Origin of the sequence: Burkholderia sp. BCC1996 (genome assembly GCF_905339955.1) — a bacterium.
GTDB lineage: Bacteria > Pseudomonadota > Gammaproteobacteria > Burkholderiales > Burkholderiaceae > Burkholderia.
Genome location: NZ_CAJPHM010000007.1, coordinates 370,803 through 392,135, shown reverse-complemented (window position 1 = coordinate 392,135; position 21,333 = coordinate 370,803). Strand labels below are relative to the sequence as shown.

General features: G+C 66.4%; 13 protein-coding genes. All 13 read right to left on the bottom strand.

The window, feature by feature from the left end; all coding sequences use genetic code 11:
• Window positions 1-476: 476 nt before the first annotated feature.
• The 13 genes from U4Z64_RS13515 to U4Z64_RS13455 all read right to left on the bottom strand — a co-directional run bounded on the left by U4Z64_RS13515 (window position 477) and on the right by U4Z64_RS13455 (window position 21,282).
• Window positions 477-1,022, bottom strand: a complete 546-nt coding sequence (locus tag U4Z64_RS13515; protein WP_321820224.1) for a hypothetical protein — start codon at window positions 1,020-1,022, stop codon at window positions 477-479.
• Entirely contained in the window at window positions 1,022-5,512 is a 4,491-nt protein-coding gene (locus U4Z64_RS13510; protein ID WP_321820223.1) for an RHS repeat-associated core domain-containing protein, read from the bottom strand. The genes U4Z64_RS13515 and U4Z64_RS13510 overlap by 1 nt, the downstream gene beginning before the upstream one ends.
• A 12-nt stretch (window positions 5,513-5,524) precedes the next feature.
• Window positions 5,525-6,790 carry a hypothetical protein gene (locus U4Z64_RS13505; RefSeq protein WP_321820222.1) on the bottom strand — a complete coding sequence of 422 codons (1,266 nt, stop codon included), beginning with the start codon at window positions 6,788-6,790 and terminating at the stop codon, window positions 5,525-5,527.
• A 15-nt stretch (window positions 6,791-6,805) separates the two neighbouring features.
• Window positions 6,806-9,010, bottom strand: a complete 2,205-nt coding sequence (gene tssI / locus U4Z64_RS13500; RefSeq protein ID WP_321820221.1) for a type VI secretion system tip protein VgrG — start codon at window positions 9,008-9,010, stop codon at window positions 6,806-6,808.
• Entirely contained in the window at window positions 9,007-11,679 is a 2,673-nt protein-coding gene (tssH, locus tag U4Z64_RS13495; RefSeq protein WP_321820220.1) for a type VI secretion system ATPase TssH, read from the bottom strand. Before tssH ends, tssI begins: the two co-directional genes overlap by 4 nt.
• Before the next feature lie 12 nt (window positions 11,680-11,691).
• A complete protein-coding gene (gene tssG / locus U4Z64_RS13490) occupies window positions 11,692-12,825 on the bottom strand; it encodes a type VI secretion system baseplate subunit TssG (RefSeq protein WP_321820219.1) in 1,134 nt (377 codons plus the stop codon).
• Window positions 12,822-14,693: a type VI secretion system baseplate subunit TssF gene (gene tssF, locus U4Z64_RS13485; protein ID WP_321820218.1), complete on the bottom strand. Its 1,872-nt coding sequence runs from the start codon at window positions 14,691-14,693 to the stop codon at window positions 12,822-12,824. Before tssF ends, tssG begins: the two co-directional genes overlap by 4 nt.
• A gap of 4 nt (window positions 14,694-14,697) precedes the next feature.
• Complete coding sequence (gene tssE, locus U4Z64_RS13480; protein ID WP_257772361.1) at window positions 14,698-15,246, bottom strand: type VI secretion system baseplate subunit TssE; 549 nt, start codon at window positions 15,244-15,246, stop codon at window positions 14,698-14,700.
• 16 nt (window positions 15,247-15,262) lie between these two features.
• Entirely contained in the window at window positions 15,263-15,754 is a 492-nt protein-coding gene (locus U4Z64_RS13475) for an Hcp family type VI secretion system effector (protein WP_059525502.1), read from the bottom strand.
• 70 nt (window positions 15,755-15,824) lie between these two features.
• Entirely contained in the window at window positions 15,825-17,342 is a 1,518-nt protein-coding gene (gene tssC / locus U4Z64_RS13470) for a type VI secretion system contractile sheath large subunit (RefSeq protein WP_321820217.1), read from the bottom strand.
• Entirely contained in the window at window positions 17,335-17,889 is a 555-nt protein-coding gene (gene tssB, locus U4Z64_RS13465) for a type VI secretion system contractile sheath small subunit (RefSeq protein ID WP_257772359.1), read from the bottom strand. Before tssB ends, tssC begins: the two co-directional genes overlap by 8 nt.
• A 59-nt stretch (window positions 17,890-17,948) precedes the next feature.
• A complete protein-coding gene (gene tssA, locus U4Z64_RS13460) occupies window positions 17,949-19,073 on the bottom strand; it encodes a type VI secretion system protein TssA (RefSeq protein WP_321820216.1) in 1,125 nt (374 codons plus the stop codon).
• The gene (locus U4Z64_RS13455; RefSeq protein WP_321820215.1) at window positions 19,060-21,282 is read right to left on the bottom strand and encodes a serine/threonine-protein kinase; all 2,223 of its coding nucleotides are present in this window, start codon (window positions 21,280-21,282) and stop codon (window positions 19,060-19,062) included. The genes tssA and U4Z64_RS13455 overlap by 14 nt, the downstream gene beginning before the upstream one ends.
• Window positions 21,283-21,333: the final 51 nt, after the last annotated feature.

The following is a 21,333-nucleotide window of genomic DNA, read 5'->3' as shown; positions in this document are numbered from 1 at the left end:
TCAAAAAGTTCGATCATCGGCATTATGTAAAATAAACATCATCGACCAACACGCATGACGACTGCCGGCTGTCTGACTCCTCCAGGACCCCACGCTAAGGTTCCCCTAAGTCTGTTCAACTAGACTGCGTGACACTCAACTGCCAAGGAGTCGCGCTATGTCGACCGCTACCGACAAGCCCATCACACGCTGGCTCAACAAGGTTCCCGAGATCACGCTTGTGTTCTGGTGTAGCGGTCTAGCGAATCCGGACACAGATTTGGCGAGAGTGTGCGCGATGTCGGAAGGCATCGAGCGGACGAGGTCATCGATCAGATCTGCCGGAACGAATCGGCGGAGCCAGTTTGTGCGGTTTTCGATACGCCGCCTCCTGCGTGTACACGCATCGGGCACGAGTCCGGCATGTCGACAAGCCACCCCTTGCTCCCACGTGCGAAAAGCGATGCCGGTCACCTGCCTTCGATCTTCGATCAATATCAGACAGGCGAGCCGAATTCGATACTGAAATCGTGCGCTTCGCAAAGCGTCTTGAACGCTTCCGACACGACGAATCGGCCATGACTGTCGTTGTCCCTGCAGATGAAGAATTTGGATTCGATCTCCGGCCGGTAGACAGCACGCAATAGCAGAGACGCCCCCGACGCAAGCTTTCGATATTGCGATTTTTCGGTGTCGATCAGCGGCAGCGACCGCAATATCCGGCCGGCACTACACTGGAATGGTTGCCCATCGCACGCGATTACACAGGGGACGAATTCCAGCTCTCCCGAAAACGTCTCCCCAAGAACGTCCTGGAATCGAGTCGAAAAAATGGGAACTCGAATGGAGGCCGCGATATAGTCGGTCGCCTGGATATTGGATTTCGTATATCCGCTCTGTGCGACGGCCTTTAACGGAATGCTCAGATCGCGCAGATCTCCACGGCCATGTATAAAATAATTCGAGATGCCCTTCGGGTCTCGGGAGAAATCCACGATGGCAAACTCGGATTGCACCGTCGTTCGTATCGAGTAAATATTCATTATTTGAATTTCGCACAGGTGAACCTGCCGTCACGGCTACCTCGCCGCAGCTCGCTTTGAAGCCCGTATATCTCCTGCCTGATGGTCTGGCGGTCCCAGCCGGACTGGTGCGCCAATTCCTCAAGATCATCCAGATAAATTTCGACCATTTCGTTGTACTCCTTGTGCTTCTTCGTCCATCCTCGATGCAGCCCGATCAGTTGATGTGGATCGGTCGCGCGCGACCAATGCTTGGGCATATACATCAGGTTGGATGGGGCATCGATATTGGCGCCCGATGCCAGGAATATGGGGTGGTTGCGAAGCGAGTGCGGAATAATGTGTTGGCGTTGATGCCCTGTTTTGGTCGGCATCCACTTCAAGGCTTTCCAGTTCCGCGAACTCTTCCGCTTCAACCCCAGCGGATCGATCCAGTCGAAAACATTCGGAGCGATGCCGTATATATTCTCTCCGGCCCGAAAACCGAGCGGATCCGGTGAGATGTATGTTCCGGCGAGTGAATCGTAATAGCGATAGCGATTATAGTGCAGCCCCGACTCGTCGTCGAAATATTGCCCCTGAAGACGAAGAGGCTGACGGAATCCGGCATACGTGTCGATCGCGCGGCACCCGCCCCAGGCCGTATACGACGCTTCCCACCTCACCTGCCCGCGCGCGTCGACGATGCGAACCGGCGATCCGTTCGGATCGGTTTGATAGAAGAGATGCTGTCTGTCTCCCCCATCGAAGCTCGCGTCGTGCCGATGCTTCAACAACGCCAGGGGACAAAACGTTTCAGGGTAGTAGATCCATTCTTGATCGTTCACGTCCTGCGTGTCGATGGATCCCGTTAGCTCCCTGACGTCCGGTCCGGTGCCATCGACCACGAACTCCCGCGCCAGCGCGTCCCCGTCCCAGAAAAAGCGGCTGACACGTGAACGCCGTTTCGAAGGGGAATGCTGTCGCGAAGCCGGCATTCCGCCGAACTGCGTATGCGACACCTTCCCGATCCGCCGGTGAAGCGCATCGTAGGTGTAGCGCGTGCGCGTGTTCGATTCGCCATCGATCGCAATGCGTCTTGCCTCGGTTTCGATCAATAACCCGTCGCTGTCCCAGTGCAGCAGCAGATCCTGCGTGGCGTCCCGCCTGCGCACGAGATTTCCGGATAAGTCGAACGTGTAGTGGCAGCCGGCATAGCTACCTTCGCGCGTCTGCGCGTGTCGTTCGTGACTCGCGTGCGGCGGCGTTTTCAGCAGGTCGCCCGCCGGATCGAACAAATAGCGTTGCAGCCCGCTGGTCGGGTCGACGTGATGCGTCAGTCGTCCTACAGGATCGTACTCGAAGCGCTCGACACCGAGGCGAGCGTCACGCTTTTCGAGCATGTTGCCATTTGCGTCGTACGTATATTCGCTTGCGAACAGCACACCGGTACCGTTCAACAACGTTTGTCTCGCCGGTCGCCCGTCTATGCCGTACGACAACTCGCGGCGTAACGCCGTGCCTAGATGCTCGACGCGGATCTGTCCGAGCTCGTCGCGCTCCAGCGTTATCGGCGCTTCGTCGCCGATCTGTATCGTCGTGACTTCATCCAGCTCGTTGTACGCGTACCGGACGGTATGACTGAGCACGGCCGTCCCGGCGAGCAGCCGGGTCGTGCGTTCGATTCGGTTTCCCGATTCGTCGTACACGTTGGCAATCGTGAAATCATCGCCCTGCTTTTCTTCGACGACGCGTCCCGCCAGGTCATAGGTGAGTTCGACGCGGCTATCCGGATTCTCCGCGATGACGAGATTTCCGCCGCCATCGTACGTGAGCGTTTCGATGCGAAACCCGTCAGGCTGTCGCGAGTCGGGCACCTGCTTTTGCACGATGCGCCCAAGTGCGTCGGTCCGGTAGACGATTGCCTGTCCAAGCGGGTCGATACTGCGCAGTAGCCGACCCTGCAAGTCATAGCCATACTGGCGCGACTGCCCGTAGTAGTCGACTTCTTCGACGATCCGCCCCATCGCATCGCGTTGCAGTTCGTAGCGCCTGCCGCGCTCGTCGACGACGCAGACCAGTTGCGCTTCGGTGTCGTACAGGTACTCGACGGCATTTCTGTCGGCCGTCAGTCGTTTGCTGACATGCCCGAGCGCCGAATACTCGAGCTGTGTCACATGTCCGAGCGGGTCGCGATAGCGCGTCAGATTGCCATCTGCATCGTAGATGCAGTGGATCTCCAGTCCGCCCGGCTCGATGGCACGAAGAAGATTGCCGTTGCGGTCGTATTCGTAACGGCTCGTCTGGCCGAGGGCGTTCACGGCTTGAATCAGATTGCCGCGCGAGTCATGGACGTACTGCGTATAGCGGCCGAGCGCATCGCAGCGTGTCGACGGATTGCCGTCGCGATCGTATTCGAACCGGGTCACTCCGCCGCGTGGCCCGACATGCGTAATGAGCTGTCCGCACGCATCGTAGGCGTACCGCGAGGTTGCCTGCGCCGGCGTCGTCTGAGCGAGCAAGTTGCCGCACGCATCCCATTCATAGCGCCACATCCTGCCGCCCGGCGCCGTCACGCAAACGAGCCGGAGATCCTCGTCGTACTCGTTGCGCAAGGCGCTGCCGTCCGGCAGTGTCTGCGCCCGCAGATTGCCGTACGCATCGTATTCCCAGGTCGTCGCGCGGCCGGCTGCATCGATGCGCGCGCTCGCTCTGGATTGTGCATCGTATCGATAGGTCGTCACCCCACCCAGCGGATCGGTTTCGGCCACGGGCATGCCGCGCGCGTTGAGCTGCAAGACGGTGGTGTGGCCCAGCGAATCGGTGACCCGCGTTTCCATTCGCTCGCGATCGTAGACGAAGCGATAGTCGAGGACGCCCTCGTCTCCCCACGCACGATCCGCGCGCCAGACGCCGTCGTCGTGCTTCAGGTAGCTGTAGTAAAACGACACGCCGCGCGCGCTGGCATGACGCACCATGCGATGGTCGCTGGCGTACTCGAAACGATGCGGTTGTGTCATCGCATCAATTGCGGCGACCAGGTTTCCCTCGTGATCGTGCTCGTAACGTGCGAGCGGATGCACGCGGCCATCCGCATCGATCAGGGTCAATGACGTCAGCCGTGCGGCGTGCGGCGGATGGCCCCGGCCGCACTCGATGACGCGCTTCGTTGGACCGTCACGCGTGCATTCGACCAGGCGTATGAGGCTGCCGTCCGGCTCACGCTCGAAAATCCATGCGTTGCCGTTGAGATCGGCCATGCGATCGACCGGCGCGACCAGCCCGGCACGCTCGTCGGGCTCACTTGCCATTGCGCACCACTGAACCTGACGGTCGGGCGACAACAAGAACGCGTACTCGATTCCGGCGGTCGTTCGCAGCACCAGGTGTGCGCCTCGGCGGTATAGGGCGTACCCATGCTGCCAGTCGTACACACGGGCCTGCCACCCCGCCTCGTCAGGCAGCGTGTCGAACGCCGTCGCGTAATCCGTAAAATACGCCGCCGCGCCGACGCCATGCTCGTGCCGTATCAGTTCGAGTCGGGTGTCGGCCGGCGTCAGCCAGCCAACGCCGACCGCGCTCACGTATCGCTCATGGCTCGAATAGCACCGGTCCCACTCGAGCGGCAGACGCCCCGACACAGTGAAATCGCTCTGCTGAACGACGACCTCTCCGGTGGTCGCGTCGACCGGCTCCGCCTTCAGTACGGTGCACCTCAAAAACCCCGGTTTCAAATTCAGCTTGTCTGCCAGCGACTTCGCCCACTCCGACCCGCGAAACGCCTTGAACAGCCCCTTCGCAAGCGCCGCCATGTTGACGATCGGCGGCCCGCCCACCAGCACGGGGCGTCCGGTCGGAATCGGCAGCATGAACGACGTCGGCAGCGACAGATGCTCGCGCTTCGTATGGGCGCCGTTATGCGTTGGCGGTTCCAGCCCGACCGCCCAGCAGCTCATCGCAGGCAGCGCCAGGAAAGCCATCGGATCGTTGTTCGCGAGCACGGTCTTGCTGCCCATGTACGCTTCCGCGTCGTTCGATGGGTCCGGATCGGGCGGCGCGAACGATGCGCCCAGCGGAAAATGCAGCGACGGCACATGAAACGCGTGCGTGCCCGCTGTCGCGCGCAGCATCCCGTTCACGAAGATCGGCCGGCCGGCGATGCTGCCCATCCCGACGCCCGCGCCCGCCGCATTCGCGATGTCGGCGGCCATGGTCGCGCCCTTCAGTACGTGTGCGACGGTCGGATTGCTTTCGAGCTTTTTGGCTTCGTTGGAGGCGGCGTTGACCGTGTCGCCGAGTTGCTTCGCGTCGTCCGGATGATCCTCGAGATACTCGACGGCTTTTTCTTCGACGATCGTGAAGGCGATTGCACCGATCACGCCCAGCGCCGCGTTCACATACTCGCGCAGATCCAGCATGAACCCGATATGGGGGTGCGGCAGAAACACGGGCGTCGGGCTCGGCGTGACCATGACTGAATGCAAGTCGACGCCGACGACCGGATCGAGATGCTTGACCGCCGGCAGCCCCATGCGTGTCTCCGATCAGCGGGCACCGCGCAACGCGGCGACTTTCTCGCCGAGTTCGGCGCGGCGCCGGTCGAACGCCCCGACCTGCGACGCCATCCACTCGACGACGAACTGCAGGTTGCTGTTGACGCGCGTCGAGTCATCCAGCGCCAATCCCGCATCGAGTGCGTTGAAGCCGGCTTCCATCGCATGCTCACGCTCCCCTGCGCGCTCCCAACATATGGCGCTCATGCGCCACGCTTCGACCGTCATCAGCGTATCCTGCGCCGCGGTCGTCGATGCGGCTGCCCGTTCGTAGCAGTAGGCGGCATGCGCATGATCGTTGTACGTCAGGTGCACGCTCGCCTCGCCGAACAAGCCGTTCGCGACGAGCTTGTGGCCGGCCGGATGGCCGGTGTTCACCGCATGCGCCCCGCTTTCGGCTGCATGGCGATACGCGTCGACGGCCTGCTCGCGATTGCGCCATTTCAGATACGCGGCACCGGCAATCAAATGCACGACGACACACTGGTCGAACCACTTTTCGCGCTCGGCCACCTTCAGCGCAGCCGCGCGGAGTTCCTCCAGGCGCGCGGGATTGCCGCCTTCGACGGTCTCGCTCATCGCGACGAACAGTCGGCGGAATTCGCCGCTTGATCCGCGCTCGCCCGATTCCGCGAGCAACTCACGCGGCACGCTCGCTATCGCGTACTTGCCTTGTACGACTCGCACTGTGGCCGGATACCGCAGCATCAGTGCTGCGAACGACGCAATCCCGGTACGCGGCACGACGAAGCGCACGCGTTCGCCCAGCTTCGGTGCGGCGCCGATGACCGACAACAAGCCGTCCATCCATCGCACCCATGCCGCGTCATCCCGCACGTGCGCCGGCTCCAGCACGAACACCATCGCCGGAAAAACTTCCGGATGGTGCTGCATCAGGCTGTCGGCAACCGTGAGGAGATACAGCACCGGGTGCTTGCCATCGTCATACGGCGCTTGCCAATCCGCACGCACGCCCTGCGCGGCGGATGCGTCGCGCCGGCTGTCGTAGAAAGCGATGAGCTCATCCGTCAGCGCCGACGCATAACCGGCTTCGCTCACGAACGACGCCCTCATCGTCCTTACCGCACACGACGTCTCGTCCTGAACCTGGAAATACAGCCGCACGAGCTCCGCATCCTTTTCGTCGGTCTGCCAGATCATCAATCGCGCATCGCGATCCTTCGCAAAACGCATCCAGTCCGTATGCGCATCCATGAACCTGCGTTCCACCGGATTGGTCGGCTGCCAGTTCTGCATTCGTGCGAGCCTCCGTTATGGATTCAGTTTCAGGACCGTGCCTTCGACCGTGTGCTCGCCCGTGGCCGACGACGTGACCGTCGTTCCGCGCACGCTATGGCTTTGGGAGCCGGTCGATGCGACGTTGACGCCCTGGATCGTGATCGTGCCGTCGCGCTTCATCACGATGCTGGACATCCCGCAGACGAGCGAAAGCTGATCGCCGGCGTTGACGGTGACCTGATGCTGCACGTTCGTCGTCTGGTTCGCGCCGACGTTGACGGTGTGTTCGCCGCCGACCGTGTGCGTATGGGCGTTCGCAATCGTCGATGTACGTGCACCGATTTCCTCGGTATGCGACGACGCAACCAGCGTCTTCATGTCCTGCGAAGTCGTTTGATACATCTGTCCGACATTCAGCGTCTTGCCTTCGCCGATCGTTTCAGTCTTGGCTTTCACAACCGTCTCGGTATGTATTCCACCAATGGTCGCGTCGCGATTCGCGGCGATCGTCACGGTTTCGTTCTTGCCGACCGTTCGCGTGCGATTCCCCCCGACCCCATGCGTCTCATCCACCCCGATCTGCGCGACCCGGTTCTTGCCGATATTCACCGTCTCGTCCTGCCCGACACTCCGTTGCCGGTTGTTCTTCACCTGCATCGTCTCGTCGTTTCCGACCGTATGCGTGTGGTTGTTCCCGACGGACAGCGAATGATCGAGTTCGGTCTCGGCATCGAAATTCCTTTCGGCATGCATCCACAGTTGCTCGGCGCCCTTCTTGTCCTCGAACCGGAACGCGTTCGCATGGTCGGTTGTCCCGCCGGGCGACGAGCGCGACAGCAACCCGCTCTGCGTCGCACTGCCCGGTAACCCCCACGGCGGCATCTTCTCGCCGTTGTAAACCCGCCCCGTCACGATCGGCTCATCCGGATCACCATTGAGAAAATCGACAACGACCTCATCGCCGACGCGCGGGATCTGCACGCCACCGAATCCACCGCCCGCCCAAGGGCTCGACACCCGCACCCAGCACGACGAATCCTGGTTGCTCTGCCCATACCGATCCCAGCGAAACTGCAGCTTCACGCGCCCGTACTGGTCGGTCCAGATCTCCTCGCCGGGCGGTCCGACAACGGTTGCCGTCTGCGGCCCGTTCGTCCGCGGGCGCGGCGTTTCACGCGGCGATCGATAAGGCAGGCTCGACGGCTGCACGAGCATCGTCGTTCGATGCACGACAGCCTCCGCGCCCTGATCGCTCGCATACGCGTTCTCCTGGAAACGGTATCGACACCGCACGATCAGGTACTCGCGGTTCTGATCGGCGCGCGGACAATGTGCAAGCGTGAACAGATACCCGGGCGCGGCACCGCGCACGTCGGTATCCGCACTCGCCCGCTCATGCTCGGCCTGCTGCTCCTCGAGTCTCACGCGGCTGTAATGCGCACCAGGCGCATCGTCGCGATACCCGCCCGGCCATTCGAACGACGCAAAACTGTCGTGATCATGCCCACGCGGATCGACCTTCTGCGACGAGAGATCCGCACGCGGCTTCGTATAGTCGTAGTCGGCGGTCTGATGCTTGCCGACGCTCACCTCCTGCGCCGGCAACCAACCGTCGACGTGTTCCTCGTCGGCGATCGCGGTGCGATCCTGCGCGATGTACGGGATCGTTTCGTAGCCGGGCAACGCGACGTGCGATGACATCGCATCGCACAGCACGAGCGTATGACTGTCGGCCGCGTGCCGGAAATAAAAATAGATGCCCTCGAATTCCATCAATCGCATCACGAACGCGGTGTCGGTCTCGTTGTACTGCACGCAGAACTCGCGCGGCACGTACGCATCGGTCAGCTTGTTCTCGATGGGGAAGCCGTAAGGCGCGAGCACTTCCTGCACGATGTCGGGCACGGTGTGATTCTGGAAAATTCGGCAATCGGAGCGGCGCGTCGCGAGCCACAGCCACGGCCGCACGATCAGCTCGTAGCCGTAGTGCCGCTCGGCGCGCCGGCCGGCCAGCATCGCGCGCGCGACGATGCCGTTCAAGTAACGCGTCGACAGGTCCTGCTGCTCGATCCGCACGGTCACGGGCTTGCCGAGCATGTCCTTCAGCGACAGGCTATGGCTGTCCGCCAGCGCGTCGATCCGGAATTCGAACAGGCGGCCGAGTTCGTCGCTGCCGTCGAGCGCATGGAATTTCAGGTCGTCGCCGTGCGGGCTGTCGAGTGTGAATACGCGATTCACGTCGTTCCCTCCTCGTCGAACCGGTAAGCGAATTCGCCGCCGGCCGCGCTCACCTCGATCGAAGCCAGCGCACGGCCTTCGAGCGTGGCCTCGAGGATCGCGCGGCCGATGCGCGGCATCACGGTATGCGTGAGGATCGCGTCGACCATGCGGCCGCCGGATTCGATCGTCCGGCAGCGCTCGACGATCAGCGCGGTCGCCGAATCGGTGCAGCGCAGCCGGATGCCGTGATGCAGATCGATCCGCTTCTCGAAGCGCCGCAACTGCAACTCGACGATGCGCGCGAGCGTCGCATCGGTCAGCGGGTAGTACGGCACGACGGTCAGCCGGCCGAGCAGCGCGGCGGGGAACACGTCGAGCAGCGGCGCGCGCAGCGCATCGGCAAGCGTCTGCATGTCGGGCAGGCGCTCGGGGTCGCGGCACAGCTGCATCACGCGATCGGCGCCGACGTTCGACGTCAGCAGGATCACGGTATGCCGGAAGTCGATGTCGCGCCCTTCGCCATCTTCCATCCAGCCCTTGTCGAACACCTGGAAGAACATCTCGTGCACGTCGCGGTGCGCCTTCTCGATCTCGTCGAGCAGCACGACGCTGTACGGCCGCCGGCGCACGGCCTCGGTGAGCACCCCGCCCTGCCCGTAGCCGACGTAGCCGGGCGGCGCGCCCTTCAGCGTCGATACCGTGTGCGCCTCCTGGAACTCGCTCATGTTGATCGTGATCGCGTTGCGCTCGCCGCCATACAGCGTGTCGGCCAGCGCGAGCGCGGTCTCGGTCTTGCCGACGCCGGACGGCCCGCACAGCAGGAACACGCCGTGCGGTTTGGTCGGGTCGTCGAGCTTCGCACGTGCGGTCTGAATCCGTTGGGCGATCAGTTCGACCGCATGGTGCTGGCCGACGACACGTTCGCCGAGCGTTTCGGCGAGCTTGAGCACGGCCTGCGTCTCGTCGCGCACCATCCGGCCGAGCGGGATGCCGGTCCAGTCGGCGACGACGGCGGCGACCGCATGCGTGTCGACGGCGGGCAGCACGAGCGGTGCGTCGCCTTGCATCTCGGCCAGCGCCTGCTGCGCGGCTGTGAGGCGCGACAGGACATCGGCGCGTGCGTCGCTGGTGAGCGCGCGCGACGGCGCGTCGTCGAGCAGTGCGGCGCGCGATTCGACGATCGAGGCCAATGCGTCGCGCTCGGCTTGCCAGCGCGTATCGAGCCGATCGAGTTCCGTCTGCACGGCGGCAAGCTCGGCATCGATCGCGTCGCGCCGCGCGGTGTCGCCGCTGCCGAGCGCGCACTCGCGCGCGATCCGTTCCCGCTCGACGCGCAGGCCGTCGATGCGTCGGCGCGCGTCCTCGATCGGAGCGGGCACCGCGTGCTGGCTGACGGCGACGCGCGCGCAGGCCGTGTCGAGCAGGCTGATCGCCTTGTCCGGCAACTGCCGCGCGGGAATATACCGATGCGACAACGTCACGGCGGCCTGCAGCGCATCGTCGAGCATCAGCACGCGGTGGTGGGCTTCGAGTTTCGCGGCGAGGCCGCGCAGCATCGTCACGGCGGCGGCCTCCTCGGGTTCGAGAACATGCACGAGCTGGAAGCGCCGCGTCAGCGCGGGATCCTTCTCGATGTACTGCTTGTACTCGGACCAGGTGGTCGCGCCGATGGTGCGCAGCAGGCCGCGCGCGAGCGCCGGTTTCAGCAGGTTCGCGGCATCGCCGGTGCCGGCGGCCCCGCCCGCGCCAACGAGCGTATGGACTTCGTCGATGAAAAGGATCGTCGGCCGCTCGGACGACATCGCTTCGTCGATCACGCCGCGCAGGCGGCTCTCGAATTCACCCTTCACGCTCGAGCCGGCCTGCAGCAGCCCGATGTCGAGCAGGCACAGCGCGACGTCTCGCAGAGACGGCGGCACGTCGCCGGCGGCGATGCGCAGCGCGAAGCCTTCCGCAACGGCAGTCTTGCCGACGCCGGCCTCGCCGACCAGCAGCGGGTTGTTCTGCCGGCGCCGCAGCAGGATGTCGACGATCTGGCGGATCTCCGCGTCGCGCCCGACGACGGGGTCGATCTCGCCGGCCCGCGCTCGGGCGGTCAGGTCGACGGCGAAGCGCGCCAGGGCCGAGCCTTCCGCGGCTGGCACACCGCGCATCGCGGCGGCGTCGGAGCCGGCGTCAAGGCCCGAGTCGCCACGCGCAGCCGGTTGCGCCTCGGGCGAACCGTCGACGATCGATGCGAGTTCGTCGGCGAGCACGTCGGGCACGATGCGCTCGAACTCGCGTGCGATCGCGTACAACACGTTGCGCAACTGCGGCGTCTTCAGGATCGCGAGCAGCAGGACCGCGCCGCGAATCCGCGTCGCGTCGTATTTCAAGGTCGCATAGACCCACGCACGCTCGACCGCGTCGTCGATGTGCACGGACAGGTCCGACACCGATCCCGCGCCACGCGGCAGCCGATCGAGCGACGCGACGAGGCCGCGCTCGATCGCGGCCTCGTCGATCTCGAACCGGCGCAGCACTCGCTGCAGGTCGCCGTCGGGCCGCTGCAGGAGCTGCTTGAACCAGTGCGCGAGTTCCACGTACGGATTGCCGCGCAGCCGGCAGAATCCGGTCGCCTGCTCGAGCGTCTCGTAGAGGAGCGGGTCGAGCTTTCCGAACAGGTTGACGCGGCCGATATCGGACATGACGGTTCCCGTTTAGGCGGTTTCGCGATGAGGAGCGGCGCCGGTGCGCGGCGGGCCGCCACGGCGCGCGTCGTAACGGACGACGAGATCGCGCGCGGGCCCCGCGTCGAGCCGTTGCCCGAGCCACACGCTACGGCCGAGGCCCTGCGGCACGCCGAGCGCGATCGCGGGCACCGCGTCGGCCGCCAGTTCGAGCTGGACGTCCCAGTCGAACTCGATGCCGACGTATTCGCGCACCCAGTGCGCGAGCTGCCGCGCGTGCGGGCCGCCCGGCAGGAAGCGCCGGTACGCGTCGAGCGATAGCGGCCCGAGCACGATCCGGAAATGGGACTGCGCGTCGCGCACCGCGATGCCGAGCACGACGCCGCCGACGCGCAGGGTCGGCCGCGTCGCACGGATCACGCAGCGCTGCGAGCGCTCGATCGCGACCCAGCGCGGCACGTGCTCGACTATGCGCGCGTCGACGCCGAAATGGCGTCGCAGGATCTGCACGAGCCCTTCCGGGTTGCGCGTGTGCCGCACGAGATGACCCGCGTGGAAATAAAGCGCATGCGGCGCGAGCGTGTCGGCGGCCGTGCGTTCCGCATCGGCCTGCGCGGCCGGCCTGTCGTCATGCGCGGTGCGCCCGATGAGGCTCGCGACATACGCGTCGAACCGTGCGCGCCCGGGACGATCGAGGCTCACCGTCGGTTGCGCGTCGGCCCATGCGCGGTAGAACAGCAGGATCAGCCGGTGATGAAACAGGTCCGCGAACGCGGCGAAGGTCGGGTCGTCGTGCTGGGCCGCGCGCTCGTGCGCGTATTCGGTCAGGTGGGTCGGCAGCGGACCGTTCGGTCCGAACAATCCGAAACCGTGGATCGCGATGCGCGGCCGCGTGGCGCCGCCGTCCCCGTCGTATCCGTCGTATGCGCCGACCACCATCGACGCCGCGAACGCAAGCGACGGCCGTTGCCCGAGCCGCACCGGTTCGTCGCGCGGCCGCGCGGCATGGCCGAGCGGTGCGCGGCCGGACGACAGCGCGTCGAGCCAGCGCAACGCCTGGAACAGGTCGTAACCATGCGGCGCGGCGCGTAGTCGCGCCCACCACGCATCGCGGCGGGCGGATTCGACGGCCGATCGAGCGCCGGGCGGCGTGCCGTGTTTCATATCGCTGGCCGTCTGCCGATGCGCGCAGGCCAGTGCGCGAGCGTGCCGCGCTGCACGCTGGTCAGCACGCATTCGGCGAACGCATTGATCGAAACATGCCGCGCGAAGAACTGTTCGAGCACCGCGCCGAGCAGGAACGGGCTGTCGCCGGAGAACGCATGATCGTCGACGGTCACGTCGACCTGCACGCCACGTCCGAACATCAGCGGGCCGAGCGCCGGCAGCCGCCGGAACACCGGCGAGAACGCGACGCGCCGCACGCCGTCGATCTGCCGGCGCATCGCGGCATCGGCCGGGTCGGCGTGCAGGCCGAGCAGCTCGCGCAGCGCATGCGCGCCCTCGTCGTCGTCGAGATCGGTCAGCGTCTGGCGGGCGAGCCCGAGATGGCGAACGAGCCGCCAGGCCGTCTGTGCGTCGGCGATCGGCGGGCGCGGCCGCGACGGGCCGCGAATCGCGACGATGCGCTCGACGGGCGCCGAGATGCGCAGCGTGAATGCGTTCGCGTCGCCCGGCGGCAGCAGCAGCGCGAGATCGCGGTTCGTGCACAGCGTGTCGACGGACAGGTAGCGCATCGTCTCGTCGTACGGCGCGCACTGGCTGTCGACGAGCGATACGTAGGTTTCGCTGCCGACGTAGCCGGTGCGCGTGCCGTTCGCGCGTGCCTGCGCGGACACCAGCCGAGGCTCGCGCCGCACCGTGTAGTACGCGCCGTAGTTGCCGTCGTCGCGCGCGAACGACGCATGGAACGGCCGGAATTCGCGCGACCGGCCATCGTCGCGCTGCTCGCTCGCAAGCCGCTGCACGGCATAGACTTCGTGATCGAGCGGCCGGCTGCGGTCGACGACGACATGATGCTCGCGCGCGCCCGGCTGCAACAGGATGCGGTCGCCGCGACGTGCGAACAGGTTCACGGCCGGTGTGCAGTTCAGCGCCAGATGCCGCGCATCGACGGCCGCCTCGAGCGCGGCGTCGTGGCGATCGAACAGCACGGTCAGCTCGCATTCGTCGCCGGTGGCGTGCGCGAGCGCGGCGCGCAGCCCGCCGATGCTGAAGAACAGGAAGCGCGCCGGAAACGCGAAATACTCACGCAGCAGCCGGTAGCCGTGGAAGCTGCGCCCGTCGTCGGGCAGGATCGCCTGCGCCGGATCGAAGCCCTCATGGACGATCGCATCGGCGTCGAGCGTGTGCAGCCACCTCGGCGGCTGCCCCGGGTCGTGGCAGACGGCGCCGAGCGCGTGCCCGGCGATCAGTTCGAGCAGGTGCAGCGCGTCGCGTTCCGGGCCCGCGAGATGAAAGGTCAGCCGCTCGAGCGGCAGTTGCGACAGCCTGGCGCCGCCGCGCGCCTTGAGCCGGATGCGCAGCGCGCCGCGCACGTCCTGGCGTGCCGGCACGGCGCCGCGCGGCAGCCACGACGGCGCGCCGGTGACGGCCGCATCGGTCAGCTCGAGCGGCCACAGCGTCAGGTCGTGCGCGGTACGGAATTCGCACGCGGTCTGCTCGGACGCGGCGGCCCGCGCGCGCAGCGCGGTGCCGGCGGGAAGCCGCCAGCCCTGCGCGAGGCTGCCTTCGTTCAGCATCGGCGCGAACCGAACGATCGCCATCGACGGCAACGGCGCCAGATAGCCCGGATACACGGCGTCCAGCAGCGCCTGCGTGAAGCGCGGAAATTCGGCATCCATCTTCAGCTGCACGCGCGCGGTGAGGAAGCTGAAGCCTTCGAGCAGCCGTTCGACGTACGGATCGGGCGGCCCCGATTCGGTGAGCCGCAGCCGCGCGGCGACCTTCGGAAACTGCTGCGCGAATTCGTCGCCGAGCTCGCGCAGGTATGCGAGTTCGCGGTTGTAGTAGTCGAGCAGGCGCGTATCCATCGTGTCAGTTTCCCGCCGCCGGCCGCAGCGACATCGCGCCCGTCTCGAGATCGAGGTCGGAGCGCAGCACGAATTCGACCGGATGCGGGATCGACCACAGCGTGCCGCGAATCTCGAACAGCAGCACGTTGTGACGCCGTTCGCCGGCGCGCCCGTCCGATGCATCGGCGACGCTGCGGACCTCGACGCTGTCCGGCGCGATGCGCGGTTCGAAGCGCACGATCGCGTCGCGGATCGACGCCTCGACCGACATGCGCTCGACGCCCGACATCGGCTTGCCGACGAGCGGCCGCATCCCGTAGTTGAGCACCGAGGCCTGCGCATGCGCGAACGCGGCCCAGTCGACGAAGCCGTCCTCGGCGTTGCGCGTATTGAGCAGCCACGCGAGATCGCGCAGCACGGCCGCGCGCAGGCGCTCGGCGCCGATCCCTTGCGTGCCGGGCGGATCGGCCGTGCGCTGCGGCGCGTCGTCGGTCAGCCGGTCGAGCAGCGCGGGCTGCAGCCGGTCGCGCACACCGGCGTGCCGGCCGGCGCGGGCTTGCGGGTCGTCCATCGTCATCGCTCCACCGTCACATCTCGGTGTTTTCCTTGATGTTCCAGCCGACCGACACCTCGGCGCCCTTGCCGCCGTTGTCGTTCTGCTGCCAGTACTGCTTCTTCACCTTCGCGGCCTGGAAGCCGTAGTGCATCATCAGCCGGTCGGCCGCGTCGCCAGGGTCGATGCCCGCGACCTGCGCGGACGTGACGAGCACTTCCTGCAGCGTCACGCGCATGAACTCGACCTGCGTGCCGCCGGTCTTGCACGCGGAGATCTCGACCTTCGGCAAGTGCTTGCCGCTCGCGCAGTTCTTGACGATCGCCGGCGCGCCCTTGTCCATGTACGCAGCCACGACGAGATCGTTGAAACTCGCCTTGCCCGCGTTGCCGCCGCTGCCGCTCGCCATCGCGCCCGGCTGGCTCGCGCCCCACGTGAACGATTCGATGTCGGTCCAGCCCTTGTGCTGCGCGTCCGCCGATTCGCCGGTCACGCCGTCCACCTTCATAAACATTGCCACGCCCATTGCCGTCTCCGTTTCGGTGCGAAATCAGGTTGAATGCCGGGTTGAATGCCGTATCGAATGCGCGTGCCGCTCACTCGTTCGCCGCCTTCGCCGATGGCAGGCGCGAGATGAGCCGCAGCGACACGGTGAGCCCTTCGAGCTGGTAATGCGGTCGCAGGAAGAATTTCGACGTGTAGTAGCCGGGGTTGTCCTCGACCTCGTCGACGACCACCTGCGCGGCGGCCAGCGGCTTGCGCGCCTTGGTTTCCTGGGACGAGTTCACGGGGTCGCCGTCGACGTAGTTCATGATCCAGTCGTTGAGCCAGCGCTCCATGTCGTCGCGCTCGCGGAACGAGCCGATCTTGTCGCGCACGATGCATTTCAGGTAGTGCGCGAAGCGGCAGCACGCGAACAGATAAGGCAGGCGGCCGGACAACCGCGCGTTCGCGGTCGCGTCCGGGTCGTGATATTCGGCCGGCTGGTACAGCGACTGCGCGCCGATGAACGCCGCGAAATCCGAGTTCTTCCGGTGCACGAACGGCATGAAGCCGTTCTTCGCGAGCTCGGCCTCGCGGCGGTCGCTGATCGCGATCTCTGTCGGGCATTTCTGGTCGACGCCGCCGTCGTCGGTCGGGAACGTGTGGCTCGGCAGCCCTTCGACGGCCCCGCCCGACTCGACGCCGCGAATCGACGAGCACCAGCCGTACAGCTTGAACGAGCGGTTGATGTTCGCGGCCATCGCGTAAGCCGAGTTCGCCCACGTGTAGCGGTCGTGATTCGCGGCGTCGGTGTCTTCCTCGAAGTCGAATTCGTCGACCGGATTGGTGCGTGCGCCATACGGCAGCCGCGCGAGAAAACGCGGCATCGCGAGGCCGACGTAGCGCGAATCCTCCGACTGTCGCAGGCTGCGCCAGCCCGCGTATTCGGTGTTCTGGAAGATCTTGGTGAGGTCGCGCGGATTCGACAGCTCCTGCCACGAATCCATCTGCATCAGTTCCGGCGACGCGCCCGCGATGAACGGCGCGTGCGCGGCCGCCGCGATCTTCGACAGCTCGCCGAGCATCTCGACGTCCGGCGGGCTGTGATTGAAGTAGAAGTCGCCGACGAGGCAGCCGAACGGCTCGCCGCCGAACTGCCCGTATTCCTCCTCGTAGATCTTGCGGAACAGCGGGCTCTGGTCCCACGCGACGCCCTTGTAGCGCTTGAGCATCCGCGCGACCTCGTTGCGCGACGCCGGCAAGGCCTTGATCTTCAGCAGCTCGTCGGTCTCGGTGTGCGTGACGAGGTAATGCAGGCCGCGCCATGCGCCTTCGAGCGTCTGGAATTCGTCGTGATGCAGGATCTGGTTGATCTGTTCGGAAAGCTTCCGGTCGATCTCCGCAATGATCTGCTTCACGCTGCCGTATGCGTCGGTCGTCATGCCGACCGTATGTTCGAGCGCCTGCTGCGCGAGCGTGCGCACTGCGCGCTCGACCGACTCGCGCGCCTCGGCGGTCTTCGGCTTGAACTCCTTCTGCAGCAGCGCGGCGAACTCGCCGTGCGCGACGGCCGGCGGCGCGGCGTCGCGGGTGTTGCGAGTTTCTGCGCGGGACTGGACGGAGTCATTCATCGCGGGCCTCCGGTTGGGTCGCGTCGCCGGCCTGCGCGTCGGCGCGCGGTTCGCGCACGAGCGTCTTCAGCAGGTCGGGATCGTTGATCGCGCGCTCGATCAGCTGCTCGGCGCCGTGCTTGCCGTCCATGTACGACAGCAGGTTCGACAGCTCGGTGCGCGCCTCCAGCAGCCGGCGCAGCGCGTCGACGTTGCGCGCGATCGCCGCCGGCGAGAAATCGTCGATCTGCTCGAACGTCATGTCGACGTTGAGCATCCCTTCGCCCGTCAGCGTGTTGGGCACCTGGAACGCGACGCGCGGCGCGACCGACTTCATCCGCTCGTCGAAGTTGTCGACGTCGATCTCGAGGAACTTGCGCTCCGGTAAATCCGGCAGCGGCTCGGCACGCTTGCCCGCCAGGTCCGCGATGACGCCCATCACGAACGGCAACTGCACCTTGCGCTCGGCGCCGTAGGTCTCGACGTCGTACTCGATCTGCACGCGCGGCGCCCGATTGCGCGCGATGAACTTCTGTCCGCTGCCTGCCGCCTTGGTTCTGTCCGTCATCGTCCGCTCCTTCACATCGATCAGATTGCGTGTACATCGCCGCCGCCGGGCGGCTTGCCTCATTCGCTCCGCTCGCCGCTCAGCAGGTCCAGCTTCGGCAGGCTCTCCGGAGCGAGGTCCCGGATGATTTCGTAGAAGTCGAGCGCGAGCAGCCGTTGCGCGCGCCGCAGCAGCAGCGGCGCCGGGTGGCTCGGCTCGTGCAGTTCGAAATAGCGGCACATCTTGTCGAGGCCGAGCCGCACGTCGTCGCGGCTCGCGACCTCGGCATCGCGCCAGGCCTCTCCGTGCGGCAACGCGGCCGGCGCGGACGCGGCGTGCGCGGCGCCGGATGCGGTCGGCGTTGCCGGAATCGAACCGTCCGCCGGCCGTGCCACTTGCAGCGGTGCCGGCTCCGGCATTTCGCGCACGATGCGTTGCAACGCCTTTTCCGTGTCGCTCGCATCGGGCGACCATTCGCTGCCGAGCCGGTCCGTGACGTGCGTGCGGATCGCATCCAGCGCACCCAGCACCGCGCGCACCGCGTCGATCGGCGCGCGGCCGTCGTCGCGTGCGGTCGACAGCGCGGCGACCAGGCCGTCGCGGCTGCCTGCGGCCGGGTCGCCCGTTTCGTCGCGGCCGTCGAGCGCGCGTTCGGCGTCGCGCACGCTCGGGCCGCCGTCGAACAGCGGCTGGCGCCGCGCCGCGCGCGCGCATTCGTGCGCGCCGGCGACATCGGCGAGCGCGTTCATTCGCAATGTCGGATCCGGTTCGCCATCGGCGTCGAGGCGCGGATGCAGGTCGTCCCACCAGCGCTCGATCAGGCCGGCGACGACCGCGAGCCCGTCCGCGTAGCCCGGAATGCCGTGCTGCTCGGTCCAGCTGCGCGCGAGATACGCGGCGACACGCAAGTCCTTCGTCCGCTCGCCCAGCGCGAGTGCGAGGCGCTCGACCGCGCGCCAGTCGGGCGTCTCGGCCGGAATCACGGTGTCGCCGTATTGCTGCTCGGCGCGCGGTGTCGCCCGCGCCTGAAGCTGCAGGAAGTCGGCGTCGTATTCGAGGTTCGGACCGCACGGGGCTTCGGGCGAGACCGCCGCCAGCAACCGGCCGATCAACCCGGCGCGCGGCGTCGCGGCCGGCAAACCGGGCGACGGCGAGGACAATGCGGCGGCGGCCGGCGCCGCCTGGCTGACGTCATTCGAATGCATAGTCGATGTTGACCGGTTTGCTGCCGAAGTCGATCGCCACGGTGCGGTGCAACGGCGGCAGCGAGCCGTTGCGGATCTCGATCTGATAGACGCCCGGTGTCAGCGACACCGAGCGCAGCGGCGGGCTCGCGCCGCGCCGTGCGCCGTTCACGTACACGTCGCCCCACGGACGCACGTTGAAACGGACCTGGACGGTCTCCTGTTTCGGCGGGCGCTGCTCGACGGCCGGCGCGTTGATCGCCGCGACGGCTGTCGCCGCTTCCGATGGCGATGGCGACGCCGGCGCGGGCACCGGTGCTGGCACCGGTGCGGCCGACGGCGACGCAGCAGCCTCCGACGGCGGCACGTTGACGACGCGCTCCGATGCGTCGAGGCTGCCGGCCGGCGCGATGGTCGCGCTCGAACCCGCTTGCGACGGCGTGACGCCCGCGATGTCCTTGGCGGTCGTCGCGACCTGCGGCGCGGAAACGGCAGCCACCGCGGCGGGCGTGCTGGCCGGCGCGGCGGCCAGCGATGGCGGCGGCACCTGCGCGGACGATCCGCCCGGCATGCTCGACGGCGGCACGACGATCGGCGTCGGGCCACGCTGCGCGAGCATCGCATCCGACGCGCCGGCCGAGGACGCGACGCCGGCCGGCGGCTGGCTTGCGCCGGCTTCCGGTTCGCCCGCGACTTTCGCGGGACGCGACAGATAGGTCGCGGCGATGCCGACGACGATCAGTGCTGCCAGCGCGCCACCCACGTAGGTCTTCGTGCGCCGGTTGCCCGCCGCGATGAACGATGGGCGGCGCGGCGGGTGGATCGGAGGCGCTGCGCCCGGCGAGGGCGTGGATGTGGAGGCGCCAGCAGCGCCAGCAGCGCCAGCAGCGCCAGCAGCGCCAGCAGCGCCAGCAATCGGCAGTGCCGTTCCGTTCAGGTTCCCTGTATCCGTTGCACGGCCTTGCCCACTGTCCGCCCCGGCGCTTGCCGATCGCATGCCGGCATCGCCATGCATTTCGGTCTTCGAAGCCAACTGGTCGTCGTGTGACGCTTCCTTTGCATGCTTCTCATCATCGTCACTTCCATCGGACAGCCCCGTTTTCGCGGAGGGCGACAACGCCTGCGATACGGATGACGAAGCAGTTGAAGAAGCGGACGACGCCTGTGAAGCCAGCGCTCCCGCAGCCGCACCCGAAACGCCGGAAGCAACCTTCCCTGCTCCGCCGCCCCCGGCATCGGCTGCCGGCGACACAACGGCCGCACCATACCCGCCGCCCGGCCGGTCGAGATCGCGCAACCCGAGTTCCGCCGCGAACGCCGCGACCGACTCCGGCCGATCCGGGATCCGCAACTGCAACGCATGATCGATCGCCGCGAGGAACGCCGGGCTGTACACCTCGCCGGCCGGCAACTCGCGCGACGCGAGCGGCCGGTACGTGTCCTTGATGCTGCGCACGACGGCCGCGGGCGGCAGTTCACCGGTGATCAACGCGTGCATCACCGCGCCGAGCGCGTAGAGATCGGTCCATGGCCCCTGGCTGAACGCGGGGTCGTCGGTGTATTGCTCGATCGGCGCGTAGCCGGGCTTGATCATCATCGCACCGTCGTCGACGAGATCGCCGATCCGCTTGCGCGCCGCGCCGAAGTCGAGCAGGATCGCGCTGCCGTTCGGGCGGATCAGCACGTTGTCGAGCGCAACGTCGCGATGGAAGCACTGCGCGCGATGCAGCGTGTCGAGCGCGCCGAGCAGCGCGCCGACGATGTTGCGCAATTGCGTCTCGCTCATCCGCACACCGCCGTCGAGCAGCTGCTTGAGCGTGCGCCCCTCGTAGAACGGCATCACCATGTACGCGGTGCCGTGGCTCTCCCAGAAGTGCAGCACCTTCACGAGTCCCGGATGGTCGAATTGCGCGAGCAGGCGTGCCTCGTTGAGGAACGCGCCGCGTCCCGCGTCGAACGCCTGGGCGAACCGTTCGGAGCGCAGCGACACCGTGTAGTCGCCGCCGCGCGTCGCGAGCATCGACGGCATGTATTCCTTGATCGCGACCGCGCGCCGCAACGTGCGGTCGAACGCGCGATAGACGATGCCGAAACCGCCGATGCCCAGCACCTCGTCGAGCTGCAGCTCGCCCAGGCGATGACCGAGTGGCAGCGGCCGCACCGTGAATTCGGGTGCGTCGCCGCGGGTCGCCGTGTCGTGCTCGTTGTCTCTCGATGAAGGGTCCTTCATGTCTACCTCGCGATACCGCATCCGTATTGCCTGCGTTGCCTGCCGCCGACC

Excerpts from the sequence above, each read along its gene's own strand:
- tssE (WP_257772361.1), bottom strand. The coding sequence starts at position 15,246 with ATGGACGACCCGCAAGCCCGCGCCGGCCGGCACGCCGGTGTGCGCGAC.
- U4Z64_RS13455 (WP_321820215.1), bottom strand. The coding sequence starts at position 21,282 with ATGAAGGACCCTTCATCGAGAGACAACGAGCACGACACGGCGACCCGC.
- tssB (WP_257772359.1), bottom strand. The coding sequence starts at position 17,889 with ATGACGGACAGAACCAAGGCGGCAGGCAGCGGACAGAAGTTCATCGCG.
- tssH (WP_321820220.1), bottom strand. The coding sequence starts at position 11,679 with ATGTCCGATATCGGCCGCGTCAACCTGTTCGGAAAGCTCGACCCGCTC.
- U4Z64_RS13505 (WP_321820222.1), bottom strand. The coding sequence starts at position 6,790 with ATGCAGAACTGGCAGCCGACCAATCCGGTGGAACGCAGGTTCATGGAT.
- tssA (WP_321820216.1), bottom strand. The coding sequence starts at position 19,073 with ATGCATTCGAATGACGTCAGCCAGGCGGCGCCGGCCGCCGCCGCATTG.
- tssF (WP_321820218.1), bottom strand. The coding sequence starts at position 14,693 with ATGGATACGCGCCTGCTCGACTACTACAACCGCGAACTCGCATACCTG.
- tssC (WP_321820217.1), bottom strand. The coding sequence starts at position 17,342 with ATGAATGACTCCGTCCAGTCCCGCGCAGAAACTCGCAACACCCGCGAC.
- U4Z64_RS13510 (WP_321820223.1), bottom strand. The coding sequence starts at position 5,512 with ATGGGGCTGCCGGCGGTCAAGCATCTCGATCCGGTCGTCGGCGTCGAC.
- tssG (WP_321820219.1), bottom strand. The coding sequence starts at position 12,825 with ATGAAACACGGCACGCCGCCCGGCGCTCGATCGGCCGTCGAATCCGCC.
- U4Z64_RS13475 (WP_059525502.1), bottom strand. The coding sequence starts at position 15,754 with ATGGGCGTGGCAATGTTTATGAAGGTGGACGGCGTGACCGGCGAATCG.
- U4Z64_RS13515 (WP_321820224.1), bottom strand. The coding sequence starts at position 1,022 with ATGAATATTTACTCGATACGAACGACGGTGCAATCCGAGTTTGCCATC.